At 62.1% G+C, this 15341-nt stretch carries 12 protein-coding genes and 1 pseudogene; 9 read left to right on the forward strand and 4 right to left on the reverse strand.

The features are described from left to right. Positions 1-16: 16 nt before the first annotated feature. Together KVH01_RS08360 and KVH01_RS08365 are read right to left on the reverse strand one after the other, a co-directional pair. Entirely contained in the window at positions 17-1204 is a 1188-nt protein-coding gene (locus KVH01_RS08360) for a CynX/NimT family MFS transporter (protein WP_217881115.1), read from the reverse strand. Continuing rightward, entirely contained in the window at positions 1191-1652 is a 462-nt protein-coding gene (locus KVH01_RS08365) for a nucleoside deaminase (RefSeq protein WP_043050832.1), read from the reverse strand. The genes KVH01_RS08360 and KVH01_RS08365 overlap by 14 nt, the downstream gene beginning before the upstream one ends. Positions 1653-1756: 104 nt before the next feature. Between KVH01_RS08365 and KVH01_RS08370 the strand changes: the two genes are divergently transcribed. The 5 genes and pseudogenes from KVH01_RS08370 to KVH01_RS08390 form a co-directional block, all read left to right on the forward strand. Further along, positions 1757-2608 (forward strand): LysR family transcriptional regulator, encoded by an 852-nt coding sequence (locus tag KVH01_RS08370; RefSeq protein ID WP_217881120.1) that lies wholly within the window; start codon positions 1757-1759, stop codon positions 2606-2608. 192 nt (positions 2609-2800) lie between these two features. Then, positions 2801-3382, forward strand: coding sequence for an alpha/beta hydrolase (locus KVH01_RS08375; protein WP_217881121.1), 582 nt, complete (start codon positions 2801-2803; stop codon positions 3380-3382). A gap of 48 nt (positions 3383-3430) precedes the next feature. Continuing rightward, the gene (locus KVH01_RS08380; protein ID WP_217881123.1) at positions 3431-4354 is read left to right on the forward strand and encodes a sigma 54-interacting transcriptional regulator; all 924 of its coding nucleotides are present in this window, start codon (positions 3431-3433) and stop codon (positions 4352-4354) included. A 108-nt stretch (positions 4355-4462) separates the two neighbouring features. Next, positions 4463-5245, forward strand: a complete 783-nt coding sequence (locus KVH01_RS08385) for a MetQ/NlpA family ABC transporter substrate-binding protein (protein ID WP_043050835.1) — start codon at positions 4463-4465, stop codon at positions 5243-5245. 369 nt (positions 5246-5614) lie between these two features. Continuing rightward, positions 5615-5713, forward strand: a pseudogene (locus tag KVH01_RS08390) (glutamine ABC transporter substrate-binding protein); the annotation flags it as partial. Between the two features lie 56 nt (positions 5714-5769). On the opposite strand, the gene KVH01_RS08395 reads toward KVH01_RS08390, so the two are convergent. Further along, on the reverse strand, positions 5770-6933 hold the full coding sequence (locus KVH01_RS08395; protein WP_217881125.1) for an AAA family ATPase: 1164 nt from the start codon (positions 6931-6933) through the stop codon (positions 5770-5772). 120 nt (positions 6934-7053) lie between these two features. Here KVH01_RS08395 and KVH01_RS08400 point away from each other — a divergent pair, with 120 nt between their 5' ends. The 4 genes from KVH01_RS08400 to KVH01_RS08415 all read left to right on the forward strand — a co-directional run bounded on the left by KVH01_RS08400 (position 7054) and on the right by KVH01_RS08415 (position 14599). Continuing rightward, a complete protein-coding gene (locus KVH01_RS08400) occupies positions 7054-8136 on the forward strand; it encodes an efflux RND transporter periplasmic adaptor subunit (RefSeq protein WP_217881127.1) in 1083 nt (360 codons plus the stop codon). After that, positions 8133-9203: an efflux RND transporter periplasmic adaptor subunit gene (locus tag KVH01_RS08405; RefSeq protein WP_217881129.1), complete on the forward strand. Its 1071-nt coding sequence runs from the start codon at positions 8133-8135 to the stop codon at positions 9201-9203. Before KVH01_RS08400 ends, KVH01_RS08405 begins: the two co-directional genes overlap by 4 nt. Further along, positions 9200-12256, forward strand: a complete 3057-nt coding sequence (locus KVH01_RS08410) for an efflux RND transporter permease subunit (protein ID WP_217881131.1) — start codon at positions 9200-9202, stop codon at positions 12254-12256. The genes KVH01_RS08405 and KVH01_RS08410 overlap by 4 nt, the downstream gene beginning before the upstream one ends. Before the next feature lie 150 nt (positions 12257-12406). Beyond that, positions 12407-14599 (forward strand): glycoside hydrolase, encoded by a 2193-nt coding sequence (locus tag KVH01_RS08415; protein ID WP_217881132.1) that lies wholly within the window; start codon positions 12407-12409, stop codon positions 14597-14599. 102 nt (positions 14600-14701) lie between these two features. On the opposite strand, the gene KVH01_RS08420 is transcribed toward KVH01_RS08415, so the two are convergent. Further along, positions 14702-15328: a class I SAM-dependent methyltransferase gene (locus tag KVH01_RS08420; RefSeq protein WP_217881133.1), complete on the reverse strand. Its 627-nt coding sequence runs from the start codon at positions 15326-15328 to the stop codon at positions 14702-14704. Positions 15329-15341 lie beyond the last annotated feature (13 nt).

Consider the following 15341-nt stretch of genomic DNA (forward strand, 5'->3'; position numbering starts at 1 on the left):
GCAGGTCTTGCGCACCTTAGGCGTGACTGGGCGCTACGACTTCGAGGTCGGTGCGATAGGTGGCCGGGCTGAACACCCGGGTCACCAGCAGCATCGCCAGCACCGTCACGGTCAACACCACCCAGGCGCTGATAAACGTGCCGGTGAGTTCGCGCAGCCAACCGGTCAGCCACGGCGAAATCGCATTGATCAAAAAGCCCACGCCCTGCACGAACGCCGCCAGTTGTCCGGCTTGGCGAGGGTCGCGATGGTGGTCGAGGGTCAGCAGCAGGCTCAGGGCGAAACACGCACCCAGGCCAAAGCCGATCAGCGCCACCCACAAATGCGGGAATTGCTGCGGCGCCATCAGCAGGCCGAGGTAGCCGACAGTTTGCGCCAGCAGGCTGATGCCCAGCAGTGGGCGCCGGTCGATGCTGCGTTGGGCCAGCACCGGCATCAGTAGCGCGGCGATTACCTGGAAGATGGTCATGAAGGCCAGCAACGAACCGCTTGGCAGCACACCCCAGCCCAGTTGCTGATAGTAGGCGGGCAGCCACGCAACCATGCTCATGTAGCCGCAGTTCACCAGGCCGAAATACAACGCCAGCAGCCAGGCGCGACGGTTGCGCAAGCTCTCGAACGCGGGAGCCTGCTGCAGATTTCTGGCGGCGCCCAGCGGCAGCCAGGCCCACAACAGCAACGCCCCCAGCGCCGGTAGGAGCCACACGCCAAGGCCTGCCTGCCATTGCTGGAAATGCGTGGCCACCACCGGGCTGAGCAGCGCCGCCAGCCCACCGCCGGCCATCAGCGAGGCCGAATACACGCCCATCGCCACCGGCACGCGGTGATGGAATTCGCGCTTGATCATGGCCGGCACCAACGCCTGGATCAGTGCCACCCCCGCGCCGCCGAGCAAGGCGGTGACCAGCAGCGCCGACGCCTGGCCCATCAGCCAGCGCGCCAGGCACGCCAGCAGAATCATCATCAAGCCCAGGGCGATGCCGCGACGTTCGCCTAAGCGGGCTTCCACGCGCACGCCCACCAATGCCACCAGGCCCATGCATATCACCGGCAGGCTGGTGAGCAAGGCGCTGCTCTGGAAGCTCAAGCCGGTGGCCTGGCGAATCTCGCCGAGCAAGGGGCTGATGGAACTGAGGATGGGGCGCAGGTTCAAGCCGAGTACCACCAGCAGGCCCCAGCCGGCGAGGGATTTATTCAGGGTCATGCAGGGTTTTCCACTGGTGATACAGCGCGCTCATGCTGGCGTCGGGCAGGTGCTGAATGGGCAGGTGCTGCGCCTCAATGGGCAGGCCGACCTGTTGGCTGATGGCCGCAGTGGACAGGCCGAACGGTTCGGCCATGGCGTTGCTGGCGGCAAACACCACGCGCTCCACGCCGCACAGGTACATGGCGCTCAGGCACATCGGGCAAGGCTGACCGCTGGCGTAGATCACGCAGCCGTCCAGGCGTGCGCCGAGTTGCCGGCTGGCGGTGCGGATCGCCAGCAGTTCGGCGTGGGCGGTGGGGTCTTGGGTCAGGTGGATCTCATTCACGGCTTCTACCAGCACCTTACCGTGGCGCGTGAGCACCGCGCCGAAGGGCCGGCCGCCTTGGGCAACGTTGGCGCGGGCCAAGGCAATTGCGCGTTGCAGGTGTGATTGATCGTTGGTCATGCAATCCCCCGAATTTGATGAAAAGTGAAGTATGGTCAGCCGACGGGGTATGCTGAAATTAAATATAAACATGCCAATCAGTGGCAAGCGTAATGGTGACGCCCTTGTTCGATCCCGTGTTGTTGCGCAGCTTTGTCGCCGTGGTGGACTGCGGCAATTTCACCCGCGCCGCCGAGCGCCTGCATTTGACCCAGTCCACCGTCAGCCAGCAGATCCGTCGCCTCGAAGACGCGGTGGCGTGCCAGTTGCTGGACCGCGACCAGCGCCATGTGGTGGCCACCGCCGAGGGCGAGCGCCTGCTCGCGTATGCGCGCCGTATCCTGGCACTGCACGAAGAAGCTGCCGACGTGTTGATCAACCAGCAGAGCGACGGTGTGCTGCGCCTGGGTGTGCCGGAGGATTTCGCCGCCGAGCGCCTGATGCCGCTGCTCTCGGCGTTTGTCGTGGCCTATCCACGGGTGCGATTGGAGGTCACCAGTGGCCTCGGCCCGGAATTGCAGCGCCAGTACCGGGGTGGGGAGTTCGATGTGTTGTTGGTCAAGCAGATGGGCGACAGCGACGACTGTGTGGCGTCGTGGCCGGAACCCCTTTATTGGGTCGACAGCCTGAACACCCCTGCGCTGGGTCGCGATCCACTGCCGTTGGTGGCCTTTCCCGTGGGCGGCCTGTACCGCAATGACATGCTCCACCATCTCGAGCGCTGCGGTTGGCGCTGGCGTATCGGCTACTCCAGCGCCAGTCTGGCCAGCGTGTGTTCGGCGGTGGCAGCAGGCCTGGGCATCAACCTGTTGCCGGAGCGGGTGCTGCAACCCGGCCATCGCATACTCGGCGCCGAGAGTGGCTTGCCCGCCGTTCACGGTGTGCGGTTGGCGCTGTACGGTCGCAGTGGCCTGGGTGCAGCGGGGCAAACGTTGTTGGCTGAATTGCTGGCTTTATGTGCTGGAAACCCGCACTGAGCCATACCTTTGCTGAGTATTTTTGCATGCCTTGAAAGCACTGGAACACAACGGCTTGGCGCCAGGCACCGATGACGACTGAATTACAGGGTTGAGTTTTTGGTTATTAATAAATAGCTTCTTATTCCTTAACGAATATATGCCCCGTCCCTATACTGATCAGCAACGTTAAACGCTGCAGGAGGGCACACCATGCACAGCGAATCGATTCGTTACCTGATCGTGCCGGGCTGGCAAGGATCGCCAGAAGATCATTGGCAAACCCATTGGCAGCACAGCCTGCCCAACAGCGCCCGTGTGGAACAGGCCGATTGGCTGACACCGCGGCGCGAGGACTGGGTGGCTGCGCTCGCCGAGGCGATTGCCGCCGACAGCACACCGGTGATCCTGATCGCCCACAGCCTGGGTTGCATCACCGTGGCTCACTGGGTCGCTACTGCACCGGTACATTGCTTGCGTCAGGTACGCGGCGCGTTGCTGGTGGCCCCGGCGGATGTCGAGCGCCCTGCGTGTGCGCCCGCCCTGCGTAACTTTGCGCCGATCCCCAACAACCTGCTGCCGTTCCCCAGCCAAGTGGTCAGCTCCGACAATGACAGTGCTGTCAGCGCCCCCCGGGCCTTGGAGCTGGCGCGTCAGTGGGGCGCCGAGGCCGGCATTTTGTCCGGCGCCGGGCATATCAATGTGAAGTCCGGCCACCGTCGTTGGGAGCAGGGTTTCGCTTATCTCTATCGCCTGCAAAACCGCCTCGAGCATCATGCTCGGCGCAGTGCCTGACATTTTTCAACGCCCCGTCCCTGAGTGGATTGGGGGCGGGAGCCTGCCATGAGTCAAGAAGCCTTCGGCCAGCCGCTGCTGACCTTTCCCGACGCCGAAAAAAGCCCGCTGAGCATCCGCGCCAAGGCGCTGGTGTTTGTCGACCCACGCTCACGCCAACTGCGTGAAGAGTTGGAAAGCCTCGCTCCGAGTGCTTTGCCCGTGTTGATTCGCGGTGAAACCGGTAGCGGTAAGGAGCTGCTGGCGCGACACATCCACCGTGGCAGTGATCGCACCGGCTTGTTTGTCTCGGTCAATTGCGGCGCGATCAGCCCGACTTACGCCGACGCCGAATTGTTCGGCTACACCGCCGGTAGCTACAGTGGCGCCGCCAGCAGCCGCGCTGGCTGGTTCGGCTCGGCCAATGGCGGCACCTTGTATCTGGATGAGATTGGCGACTTGCCGCTGCCGATCCAGGTGAAACTGCTCTCGGCCCTGGAAAACCACGAAGTCACCCGCGTCGGCGCCCATCAGCCAAGCCCTGTGGATGTGCGCCTGGTGGCCGCCACCAGCATCGACCTGGCCCAGGCGGTGGCGGTGGGTAAATTTCATGAGCGCCTGTTTCATTACTTGAGCGAAGGCCAGCTGGAGCTGCCGGCGCTGCGTGACCGGGTGGGCGATATCTTGTCCCTCGCCGAGTATTTCCTCGGTATCTACAGCCAGCGCCTGGACCTGCCGGTGCCGCTGATCAGCGACGCTGCCCAACATGTGCTGGAACACCACGCGTGGCCGGGCAACACCCGTGAGCTGGAAAACGTCATTCATTTTGCCTTGCTGGTGAGCAGCGGTGATGAAATCCTGCCCGAGCATTTGAACTTGCCGGTGACGGGTTCACCGCTGGAGCAGGTGCGGCGGATCTATGCCAGTGCCAGCCCGGCCGAGCAAGCATTACTGCGTAAATTCCTACATGAACAAAATGGAATATCAACGTGAATAAAAGATATTGTTCGGGAATAAAAAATCTAGGTATTGTCCCTCCCACGCCGCGATAGCACTTCGCTGGCACCTCACATAAAAACGGTCGTTATAAAAGGACACTGCATGAAAAAGGTTCTGTTGTTTACTGCACTGGCGGCTGCCCTGACTGCCGGCTTCGCCCAGGCCAACGAGAAACTGGTGGTGGCCGCCACGCCGATCCCCCATGCGGAGATCCTCGAGCTGATCAAGCCGACCCTGGCCAAAGAAGGCGTGGACCTGGAAATCAAAGTCTTTACCGACTACGTACAACCCAATACGCAGGTAGCCGAAAAGCGCCTGGATGCCAACTACTTCCAGACCCTGCCGTACCTGGAAAACTTCAACAAGGGCAAAGGCACAAACCTGGTCACCGTAGTCGGTGTGCACGTTGAACCCATCGGTGGTTACTCGAAAAAGATCAAGAAAATTGAAGATCTGAAAGACGGCGCCACCGTTGCCATCCCGAACGAAGGCTCCAACAGTGGCCGTGCCCTGCTGCTGCTGCAAAAGAACGGTCTGATTACGCTCAAAGACCCGACCAACGCCTTGTCCACACCAAAAGACATCAAGGAAAACCCCAAGCACCTGAAGTTCAAGGAGCTGGAATCGGCCTTGCTGCCACGGGTGCTCGACCAGGTTGACCTGGATGTGATCAACACCAACTACGCCTTGGAAGCGGGTCTGAACCCGGCCAAGGATGCGTTGATCATCGAAGACGCCAAGTCGCCGTACGTGAACTTCCTGGTGGCGCGCCCGGACAACAAGGACAGCGATGCGATCCAGAAACTGTCCAAGGCCTTGACCAGCCCGGAAGTCAAAGCCTTCATCGAGAAGAAGTACAACGGCGCAGTGGTGCCGGCGTTCTGATGTAGCTCAAAACCCCCTTCAAGGTTTGAACGCCGACGGCTACTACAGCGTCGGCGTTTTTTTATGCCTGACCCTTGGAATGCGGTTAAAGGTGGGGCTTGCTCCCGATAGCAGTGGTTCGGTCAGTGCATCTGTGACTGACATACCGCTATCGGGAGCAAGCCCCCTCCCACATTTGATCTCCATCTCATATTTGATCTTCAGTGTGTCAGAGCGTGCGGCTCTCAATCGCCCGGCGCAACGCCACCAACCACTTCACCAGCTCCTGCGGATCAATCGGTTTTGCTTCGTTCATCGTTCATTCCCTCGAAACACAGACCTCTCCAACCATAGCCCGCACCCGCTCAAGCCGCGAACCCCGGGGTTTTCTTTTTGGATGATCTGTATGACCAATATGTGCGTAAAGAGCTGAGCGATGACACCAAGCCTGAGAGTGTGATTGTGCAAGGCGGTAAGTGGCAGGGCTGATTCCTGGACTTTGCGTTGGCTGTCCGGACCTCATCGGGGGCAAGGACAGCCACCGCCTACTGCGGCCAATGCCAAGCCGGCCCATCCAGAATCCCCTGCCCAACAATCCGCGTCTCCCCCATCACTTTCTCCAGCACAATCGAATTACACCCCTCATCCTGCTGCAACGCCGCAATCAAGCGGCTGGCATGGGACACCACCCACACCTGGCAATGAGCCGACGCCTGGACAATCAAGCGTGCCAACGCCGGCAGCAAATCCGGATGCAGGCTGGTCTCGGGTTCGTTCAGCACCATCATGGTCGGCGGGCGTGGCGTCAGCAGCGCGGCGATCAGCAGCAGATAGCGCAAGGTGCCGTCCGACAGCTCCGCCGCCGACAAGGAACGCAGCAGGCCCTCCTGGTAAAACTCGATTGCAAACCGCCCGCCCTGCAAGGGTTGGATATTCAGGCGTGCGCCCGGGAAGGCATCGCTGACGGCGTGCTGCAATGCCTCGGCGTCGCCCACCTCGCGAATGGTCTGCAACGCCGCTGCCAGATCCCGACCGTCGTGATGCAACACCGGCGTGCGGGTGCCCAATTGCGGTTGGCGCACCGGCGCATCCATATCACTGCGAAAGTGATCATAAAAACGCCAGCCACGGATACTCTCGCGTAGCAGCAACACTTCCGGCGAGCCACGCAGGTTGCCTACCTGATCGAACAGGCTGTGATAGTTGGGTGTGTGCTGGGCCAGTACATCCCAGGCGCGGCCGTCACGCGCCCGCACCATTGGCCCGGAACGCTGGACCAGCAGGCTGGCCGGGCGGTAGAGGGGGCCGGCCCAGATACATTCCTTTTTGATTTCCGGGTCCAATTTGAATTCGCTGCCGGGAACCGGGATGGGCAGGCCCAGGGAGATGGCGTAGCTGAAATCCTCCCCGGCAAACCCCAGGCGCAGGCGTTTGGCCCCTTGGGCTGCGGTGGCCTCCACCGGCACTTCGCCGCTGTGCATACGCCGAGTGATGGTTTCCGGCCCGGCCCAGAAGGTCGAGTCCAGTCCACCCTCACGGGCCAGAGCGTTGATGACCCCGCCTTGGGCGGTTTCGGCCAGCAGGCGCAGGGCCCGATACAGGTTGGACTTGCCGCTGCCATTGGGCCCGGTCACCAGGTTCAGCCGGTCCAGCGGCACTACCAATTTGTTGATCGAGCGGTAATTGGCCACCGCGAGGGTTTTCAGCATGTGTATTTAGCCGGCATGGGAACCATTGGAGTATGGGATCCTCCATGCAGATAAGGAACCCTGATCTAAGCTCACAGTCGCATACACACTTGTACCTTGCGTCGCGCAAAAGGAGCCTGCATGGGCGGTCGTACTTCGACATTTATTTTCAGCCTTGGCCTCCTGGCGCTGCTGAGTGGCTGTGGCCAAGACAAAGCCGAGCCCAAGCAGCATTCCCGGGTGTTTGTGCAAACCGTACAGTCGGCGGATTTCGCCGCAGCGGTGACACTCACTGGGGATATCCAGGCGCGGGTACAGACCGACCTGTCCTTTCGGGTGGGCGGCAAAATCATCCAGCGCATGGTGGATGTGGGCGACCGGGTGAGCGCCAAGCAAGTGCTGGCCAAGCTCGACCCCAAGGACCTGCAGACCAACGTCGACTCCGCCCAGGCCCAGGTCGTGGCCGAACAGGCGCGGGTCAAGCAGACCGCCGCCGCCTTTGTGCGCCAGGAAAAACTCTTGCCCAAGGGCTACACCAGTCGCAGCGAATACGACGCCGCCCAGGCTGCATTACGCAGCAGCCAAAGCGCCCTGGCCGCTGCCCAGGCGCAATTGGCCAATGCCCGCGAACAGTTGGGCTACACCGCATTGGTTGCCGATGCGCCGGGAATCATCACCGCGCGCCAGGCCGAAGTTGGCCAGGTGGTACAAGCCACTGTGCCGATCTTCAGCCTGGCCCGGGATGGTGAGCGTGATGCAGTGTTCAACGTCTATGAGTCGCTGCTGGTGGAGCCACCATCGGATGCGCCGATCACCGTCAGCCTGCTGGATAACCCAAGCATCAAGGCCGTGGGCAAGGTCCGTGAAGTGACCCCGGCCGTGGCCGCCAATACCGGTACCCTCCAAGTTAAGATTGCCCTGCAAAGCCTGCCCAAAGGTATGGAGCTGGGGTCGGTGGTGAGTGCCACGGCCAATGGCCCGGCCAAGGCCAGCATTGAGCTGCCTTGGGCCGCGCTGACCAAAGACCTCAGCGAACCCGCCGTGTGGCTGATCGACGGCGACGGCAAGGCGCAACTGCACAAGGTCACGGTGGCGCGCTACCTCACCGGCAAAGTGATCATTGGCGACGGTCTCAAGGGCGGGGAAAAAGTCGTGGTGGCCGGTGGTCAATTGCTGCACCCCGGTATGCAGGTCGAGATCGCCCAACCGGGAGCCCAGCCATGAAGCGCCTGACGGTTGTGCTCACTGCCAGCCTGGTGCTGATGGCCTGTTCCAAGGAAGAAGCCCCGCCTGAACCCGTGCGCCCGGTGCTGTCCATGGAAGTGAAGGCTGAAGATCAGGAACATCTCGGCCGCTTCGCTGGCACCATCCAGGCCCGCTACGAAAGCAACCTGGGGTTCCGTGTGTCAGGCCGCATCGCGCGCCGCGCCGTGGATGTGGGCGCCGAAGTGGAGAAGGGCGCCTTGCTTGCCGTCCTTGACCCCACCGACCAGCAAAACCAGCTGCGCGCCGCCCAGGGCGACCTGGCCCGCGTGCAGGCGCAGTTCATCAATGCCCAGGCCAACGCACGTCGGCAACAGGAGCTGTTCAATCGCGGCGTGGGTGCCCAGGCCCAGTTGGACGTGGCCCAGACCGACCTGAAAACCACCCAGGCGACCCTCGACCAGGCCCGTGCCTCGGTCAATCAGGCCAGGGACCAGCTCAACTACGCCGAGCTGCGCACCGACCACGCCGGTATCGTCACCGCCTGGAATGCCGAGGCCGGCCAGGTGGTCAGTGCCGGCCAGCAGGTGGTGACCCTGGCGCGCCCGGACATCAAGGAGGCGGTGATCGATCTGCCCGCCGGCCTGGCCGAGCGCCTGCCGGCGGATGTGGTGTTCCTGGTTGCCGGGCAACTGGACCCCAGCGTGCATACCACCGCCGTCGTGCGCGAGATCGAACCCCAGGCCCAAAGCGCCACGCGCACCCGTCGCGCACGCCTGAGCCTGGCCGAAACCCCGCCCGCGTTCCGCCTCGGCACCGCGATCAGCGTGACCTTGAGCACCGCCATTGCCCCGCGCATCGAACTACCCCTGAGCGCCCTGCAGGAAGGCGACGGCAAGACCCGCATCTGGATGCTCGATACCCAGAGCCAGACTGTGCAGCCCCGCGAGGTCAACGTCCTTAGCCGTAACGGCAACAGTGTCTTGCTCAACGGCAGCGTCAAACCCGGCGAGCGCATTGTCACCGCTGGCGTGAACAGCCTGAAACCCGGGCAGAAAGTCAAAATCGACGAGGACAGCCCGCGATGAAAGGGAGCTTCAACTTATCCGACTGGGCCCTCAAGCATCAGTCCTTCGTGTGGTACTTGATGTTCGTTGCGCTGCTGATGGGCGTGTTTTCGTACATGAACCTGGGCCGTGAGGAAGACCCCTCGTTCACCATCAAGACCATGGTCATCCAGACCCGCTGGCCGGGTGCGACCCAGGAAGAAACTCTCAAGCAAGTCACTGACCGCATCGAGAAAAAACTCGAAGAACTGGACTCCCTCGACTACGTGAAAAGCTACACCCGGCCCGGCGAGTCCACGGTGTTCGTGTTCCTCAAGGACACCACCAGTGCCAAGGCCATCCCGGAAATCTGGTACCAGGTGCGCAAGAAGATCGATGACATTCGCGGGACCTTCCCCCAGGGCTTGCAGGGACCATCGTTCAACGATGAGTTCGGTGATGTATTTGGCTCGGTGTATGCCTTTACCGGTGACGGTTTGTCGATGCGCCAGTTGCGCGACTACGTGGAGCAGGTGCGCGCCGAGATCCGCTCTGTGCCAGGGCTGGGCAAGGTCGAGATGATCGGCCAGCAGGACGAAGTGATCTACTTGAATTTCTCCACGCGCAAACTTGCCGCATTGGGCATCGACCAGCGCCAGGTCGTGCAAAGCCTGCAATCGCAGAACGCCGTGACCCCGGCCGGGGTGATTGAGGCCGGGCCGGAACGCATATCGGTGCGCACCTCGGGGCAGTTCGCCTCGGAGAAGGATCTGGCCAACGTCAACCTGCGCCTCAATGACCGTTTCTATCGGTTGGCGGATATCGCCGACATCAGCCGTGGCTACGTCGACCCGGCGCGGCCAATGTTCCGCTTCAACGGCAAGCCGGCGATTGGCTTGGCCATCGCCATGCAGAAGGGCGGCAATATCCAGTCGTTCGGCAAGGCCCTGCACGGGCGCATGGACGAGCTGACCGCCGACCTGCCGGTTGGCGTTGGTGTGCACAAGGTGTCCGACCAGGCCGAGGTGGTGGAAGAGGCCGTCGGCGGCTTCACCAGCGCGCTGTTCGAGGCGGTGATCATCGTGCTGGTGGTGAGTTTTATCAGCCTGGGCATGCGTGCCGGCCTGGTGGTGGCGTGCTCGATTCCGCTGGTGCTGGCACTGGTATTCGTGTTCATGGAATACAGCGGCATCACCATGCAGCGTGTGTCGCTCGGTGCGTTGATCATCGCCCTCGGCCTGTTGGTGGACGACGCGATGATCACCGTGGAGATGATGATCACGCGCCTGGAAAAAGGCGAAACCAAGGAGCAGGCGGCGACCTACGCCTACACCTCCACCGCGTTCCCGATGCTCACCGGCACGCTGGTGACCGTGGCCGGCTTCGTGCCGATTGGCCTCAACGCCAGTTCGGCGGGCGAGTACACCTTTACCCTGTTCGCGGTGATCGCCGTGGCGATGCTGGTGTCGTGGGTGGTGGCGGTGTTGTTTGCGCCGGTGATCGGTGTGCACATCCTCAGCGCCAATGTGAAACCACACAATGCCGAGCCGGGCCGCATCGGCCGCGCCTTCAATGGCGGCATGCTGTGGGCGATGCGCAACCGTTGGTGGGCCATTGGCATCACCGTGGGCCTGTTTGCGGCTTCGGTGTTTTCCATGCAGTTTGTGCAAAACCAGTTCTTCCCATCATCTGATCGCCCGGAAATCCTGGTTGACTTGAACCTGCCACAAAACGCCTCGATCAATGAGACGCGCAAGGTTGTCGACCGCCTTGAAGCGATCATCAAGGACGATCCGGACATTGCCCGCTGGAGCACCTATATCGGCCAGGGCGCGATCCGTTTCTACCTGCCGCTGGACCAGCAATTGGAGAACCCCTACTACGCGCAGTTGGTGATCGTCAGCAAGGGCCTGGAAGAGCGTGGTGCGTTGATTGCCCGCTTGCAACAGCGCCTGCGCGATGACTTTGTCGGCATCGGCAGCTATGTGCAGCCGCTGGAAATGGGCCCGCCAGTGGGGCGGCCGATCCAGTACCGCGTGTCCGGCAAAGACATCGACCAGGTGCGCAAGCACGCCATCGAACTGGCGACCTTGCTCGACCAGAACACCCACCTGGGCGAGATCATCTACGACTGGAACGAGCCGGGCAAAGTCCTGCGGGTGGATATCGCCCAGGACAAGGCGCGGCAATTGGGGCTGTCGTCGGAAGACGTTGCGCAGTTGATGAACAGTGTGGTCAGCGGTGCGTCGGTGACCCAGGTGCACGACGATATCTACCTGATCAACGTGGTCGGCCGCGCCGAAGACGCCGAGCGTGGCACGCCGGAAACCTTGCAGAACCTGCAGATCGTCACGCCCAACGGCACTTCGATTCCACTGCTGGCGTTCGCCACCGTACGTTACGAGCTGGAGCAACCGCTGGTATGGCGCCGCGACCGCAAGCCGACCATTACCATCAAGGCTGCGGTGCGCGATGAGATGCAGCCTACCGACTTGGTCAAGCAACTGGCGCCGACCATCGAGAAATTCGGCGCTGATCTGCCGGTAGGCTACAAAGTCGCCACCGGCGGCACCGTGGAAGAAAGCGGCAAGGCCCAGGGGCCTATCGCCAAGGTGGTGCCGTTGATGCTGTTCCTGATGGCCACGTTCTTGATGATCCAATTGCACAGCGTGCAGAAGATGTTCCTGGTGGCCAGCGTTGCACCGCTGGGGCTGATCGGCGTGGTGCTGGCGTTGATCCCCACGGGCACGCCCATGGGCTTCGTGGCGATCCTGGGCATCCTGGCGCTGATCGGCATCATCATCCGCAACTCGGTGATCCTGGTGACGCAGATCCACGAATATGAAGAGGCCGGCTACACGCCGTGGGATGCCGTGGTCGAAGCCACCGAACACCGGCGCCGGCCGATCCTGCTCACGGCTGCTGCGGCGAGCCTGGGCATGATCCCTATCGCTCGCGAAGTGTTCTGGGGGCCGATGGCCTACGCGATGATTGGCGGGATTATCATTGCTACCTTGCTGACGCTGCTGTTTTTGCCGGCGCTGTATGTGGCCTGGTACAAAATCCGCGAACCGAAACAGGAACAACGCAGCTAAAAATGTGGGAGGGGGCAAGCCCCCTCCCACATTTTGATCTTCATAGCGCTTGAAAAACTGTGGGATGCTTCCGAAAAGTCTACTTGTTGCCCCGTTCAAAGACTGTATGTCTTACCCTCTCGACCTTGCCCTTCACCGAGGTCGACCCTTATGCCCCGCCTGCGCTCCACTTTGCTGCTCTCCTTGCTTTTGCTGTCGCCGCCGACCTTCGCCGCCGCCGTGCTCGAAAACACCCTTTGGCGCATCGAGCTTGACCCGGCCACCCTGGCGCTGCGCGTGACGCCATCGGGCCAGCCCCCGGTGCAGGTCTCCAGCGGCGTTGCGGCACATGTCGTCAGCCAATTGCAGAGCGAACCCGACCAGGCCAGCTGGCAATGGGACAGCGGCGCCTATCGCCTGACCGCACGTCTTGAGCAGCGCGACCTGGCCTTGACCATCAACGCCCGCCAACCGGGCGAGTTGCCGCTGTTGCGCCAGCCCGCCGAGGCCAGCGGTCAAGGCGTGCTATGGCCCTTGGCCGAAGGGCATTACGTACCCGCCGGCAATGCCATATGGCGGGCTTTCCTGCTGGAGCAGGGCGCGCTCAATACCACACAAGACTTGAGCCTGCCTTTATGGGGCATGGATCATGGCGCCTTTACGCTTAACTGGCTGTTGACCAACCCCTACAACAACCGCCTCGAATGGCAGGCGGACGGCAATGGCCTGGCGCTGTCCCTGGCCCATGAGTTCACCACGCTGGACCCCAATACACCGATGACGCTACGCCTGCACCTGGGCGACGCCAACCCGTTGGCCGGAGCCAAGCGCTACCGCCAGTGGCTGGTAGAGCAGGGCAAATATGAGCCGTTGGCGGACAAGCTGCGCCAGACCCCCGAGGCCGAAAAACTGCTGGGTGCCAGCCATGCCTACCTGTGGGGCAATGACCTGCTGGCCCTGGAAGATGTGCGTGATTGGCCGAAGTTGGTCAAGCGGCTGCGCGATCATGCACTCGCCGCTTTGTTGGATAAAGAGGCCGCCAAGGTGCTGGCGCAGACCACGGCGTTGAATCGTTATGAGCAGACGGTGCTGCTGCGTGGCCTTAACGCCGCGATCAACAAGCAGGCGCGCCAGGCGTGGCAAGTCGAGGAACCAGACATGACGCGACTCGCCGCCCGCTATGGCGAGCTACGCCAGGAGCTGGCGGTAGCATTCACCGGGGCCTTGAGCGGCAGCCCTGAAACCTGGGGCAGCAAGACTATCCAAGGCCTGCGCGATGCCGGCCTGCCTCGCCTGCTGCTGACTCTGGGCGAAGGCTGGGAAGGCGGCCTCTGGCATCCCGAAGCGATTCGCGCCGGTGTCGACGCGGGCTTCCTGATCGCGCCCTACGATTCCTACGAAACCGCTTTGTCCGCGACCGAGAACCCGGACTGGACTACGGCCCACCAGGGCGACCAGGCTTACCGCAACTGCGCAATCATGCTCAAGGACGGCAAGCTGAAAGCCGGCTTCCAGCAGTCCGGCCACTACACCGACCCCCGCTGCGTGCGGCCGTTACTGGAGGCGCGGGTGCGGGCCGTGCAGGCCAAGGCCGGCTTCAACGCCTGGTTCCTCGACGCCTATGCCACCGGCATGCTGTTCGACAGCTACCGGGACGGCGCGTCCATGACCCAGGCGCAAAACGCCGCGGGCAATATCGATGCGTCCCGCTGGCTCGGCGACTCGCTCAAGTTGCCGGCCGGCTCCGAAGACGGCAACGCCACCACTGCCCAGGGCATCCTGTTTGCTCACGGTATGCAAACGCCGGTCATAGGCTGGGGAGATCGGCAGATGACCCAGGACAAGCAGTCGCCCCACTACCTGGGCAACTGGTTCCCGCCGGAACAACCGACAACGTTCTTCAAGCCGGTGCCGTTGAAAGAGCCGTTTCGCACGCTGTATTTCGAGCCGAGTATGCGCCTGCCGCTGTACCAGGCAGTGTTTCACGGTTCGGTGATCACCACCCATCACTGGATGTTCGATAACCTCAAGCTGAGCAATGTGCGGGTTCAGAACGAGTTGACCCAACTGCTCTATAACGTGCCGCCGTTGTATCACCTGAGTGCTGCAACGCTTAAGGAGCGCTTGCCGGTGATTCAACGCCAGGACCGGTTTTTCCGACCGCTGCATCAGCGCTTGGCGACCCAGGAAATGACTGGCTTCCGTTGGCTGACGGTGGACAAGCAGTTGCAGCAAACCACCTTCGCAGATCGGACGCGGCTGGTGGCGAATTTCTCGGCGGTGGAAAAAGAGGGATATGCCGGGCGCAGTGTCACGGTGCTGATGGAGGGCCAGGAGCCGGTGGTGTATCAGGTGAATCAGTAGCGTCTGTGAGGCCTTCGCGAGCAAGCCCGCTCCCACAGGGGAATGCGTTCCAAATGTGGGAGCGGGCTTGCTCGCGAAGGCGCCAGACCGAACAACAAAACATTAAAGTTTACGCCACACACTCGCCAACCAAGGCTGCTGTTCCCGAGGCAACCCGGCCGGCCGGTAGTAATGCTCCAGCTCTTCAAAACCCGCCTCAGTCAGCAATGCCCGCCACGCCTCCAGGTCGTGATAAGACCCATATCGCGGCCCATTCCAGCCTTCCTGGTTTTCGCCCCTTGGGTTGGAGCTGAACAGCACGCCGCCGGGCTTCAATGTGTCATGCAACTGCTTGAGAACCCGTGGCAGTTCCTGCTTGGGGATATGAAACAACACCGCATTGGCAAACACGCCATCGAAGCGTTGGGCGGGCAGGTCCAGCTTGAGAAAGTCCTGCTGCAGCACCTCGCAGCCGCTGTCCTCCCGCGCCATCTGCGCGAAACGCTCAGAGCCATCCAGCCCCACGGCGATATGCCCCATGCGCGTAAAAGTCTGCAAATCCCGCCCCGGCCCGCAGCCGAAATCCAGCACGGTAAACGGCGGCGTGCCCTGGATGTGCCGCAGCAGCGCGTCGATGTTCTGGCTCACATCGTGATCGCGGGTGCCTTCGCGGAAGTCTTCGGCCACCTTGTTGTAATGGCCGAGGGTGGTGGCGGTGATCTGGTTGAGGTCGTCGGGTTCGAGTTTCATAGGGCTGTTTCAA

The organism is Pseudomonas khavaziana (genome assembly GCF_019145205.1).
Classification (GTDB): domain Bacteria; phylum Pseudomonadota; class Gammaproteobacteria; order Pseudomonadales; family Pseudomonadaceae; genus Aquipseudomonas; species Aquipseudomonas khavaziana.

Bases quoted from the DNA above. Each gene is read 5' to 3' on its own strand.
- KVH01_RS08415 (WP_217881132.1), top strand. From the start codon at position 12,407: ATGCCCCGCCTGCGCTCCACTTTGCTGCTCTCCTTGCTTTTGCTGTCG.
- KVH01_RS08365 (WP_043050832.1), bottom strand. From the start codon at position 1,652: ATGACCAACGATCAATCACACCTGCAACGCGCAATTGCCTTGGCCCGC.
- KVH01_RS08360 (WP_217881115.1), bottom strand. From the start codon at position 1,204: ATGACCCTGAATAAATCCCTCGCCGGCTGGGGCCTGCTGGTGGTACTC.
- KVH01_RS08400 (WP_217881127.1), top strand. From the start codon at position 7,054: ATGGGCGGTCGTACTTCGACATTTATTTTCAGCCTTGGCCTCCTGGCG.
- KVH01_RS08375 (WP_217881121.1), top strand. From the start codon at position 2,801: ATGCACAGCGAATCGATTCGTTACCTGATCGTGCCGGGCTGGCAAGGA.
- KVH01_RS08385 (WP_043050835.1), top strand. From the start codon at position 4,463: ATGAAAAAGGTTCTGTTGTTTACTGCACTGGCGGCTGCCCTGACTGCC.
- KVH01_RS08395 (WP_217881125.1), bottom strand. From the start codon at position 6,933: ATGCTGAAAACCCTCGCGGTGGCCAATTACCGCTCGATCAACAAATTG.
- KVH01_RS08410 (WP_217881131.1), top strand. From the start codon at position 9,200: ATGAAAGGGAGCTTCAACTTATCCGACTGGGCCCTCAAGCATCAGTCC.
- KVH01_RS08420 (WP_217881133.1), bottom strand. From the start codon at position 15,328: ATGAAACTCGAACCCGACGACCTCAACCAGATCACCGCCACCACCCTC.
- KVH01_RS08380 (WP_217881123.1), top strand. From the start codon at position 3,431: ATGAGTCAAGAAGCCTTCGGCCAGCCGCTGCTGACCTTTCCCGACGCC.
- KVH01_RS08405 (WP_217881129.1), top strand. From the start codon at position 8,133: ATGAAGCGCCTGACGGTTGTGCTCACTGCCAGCCTGGTGCTGATGGCC.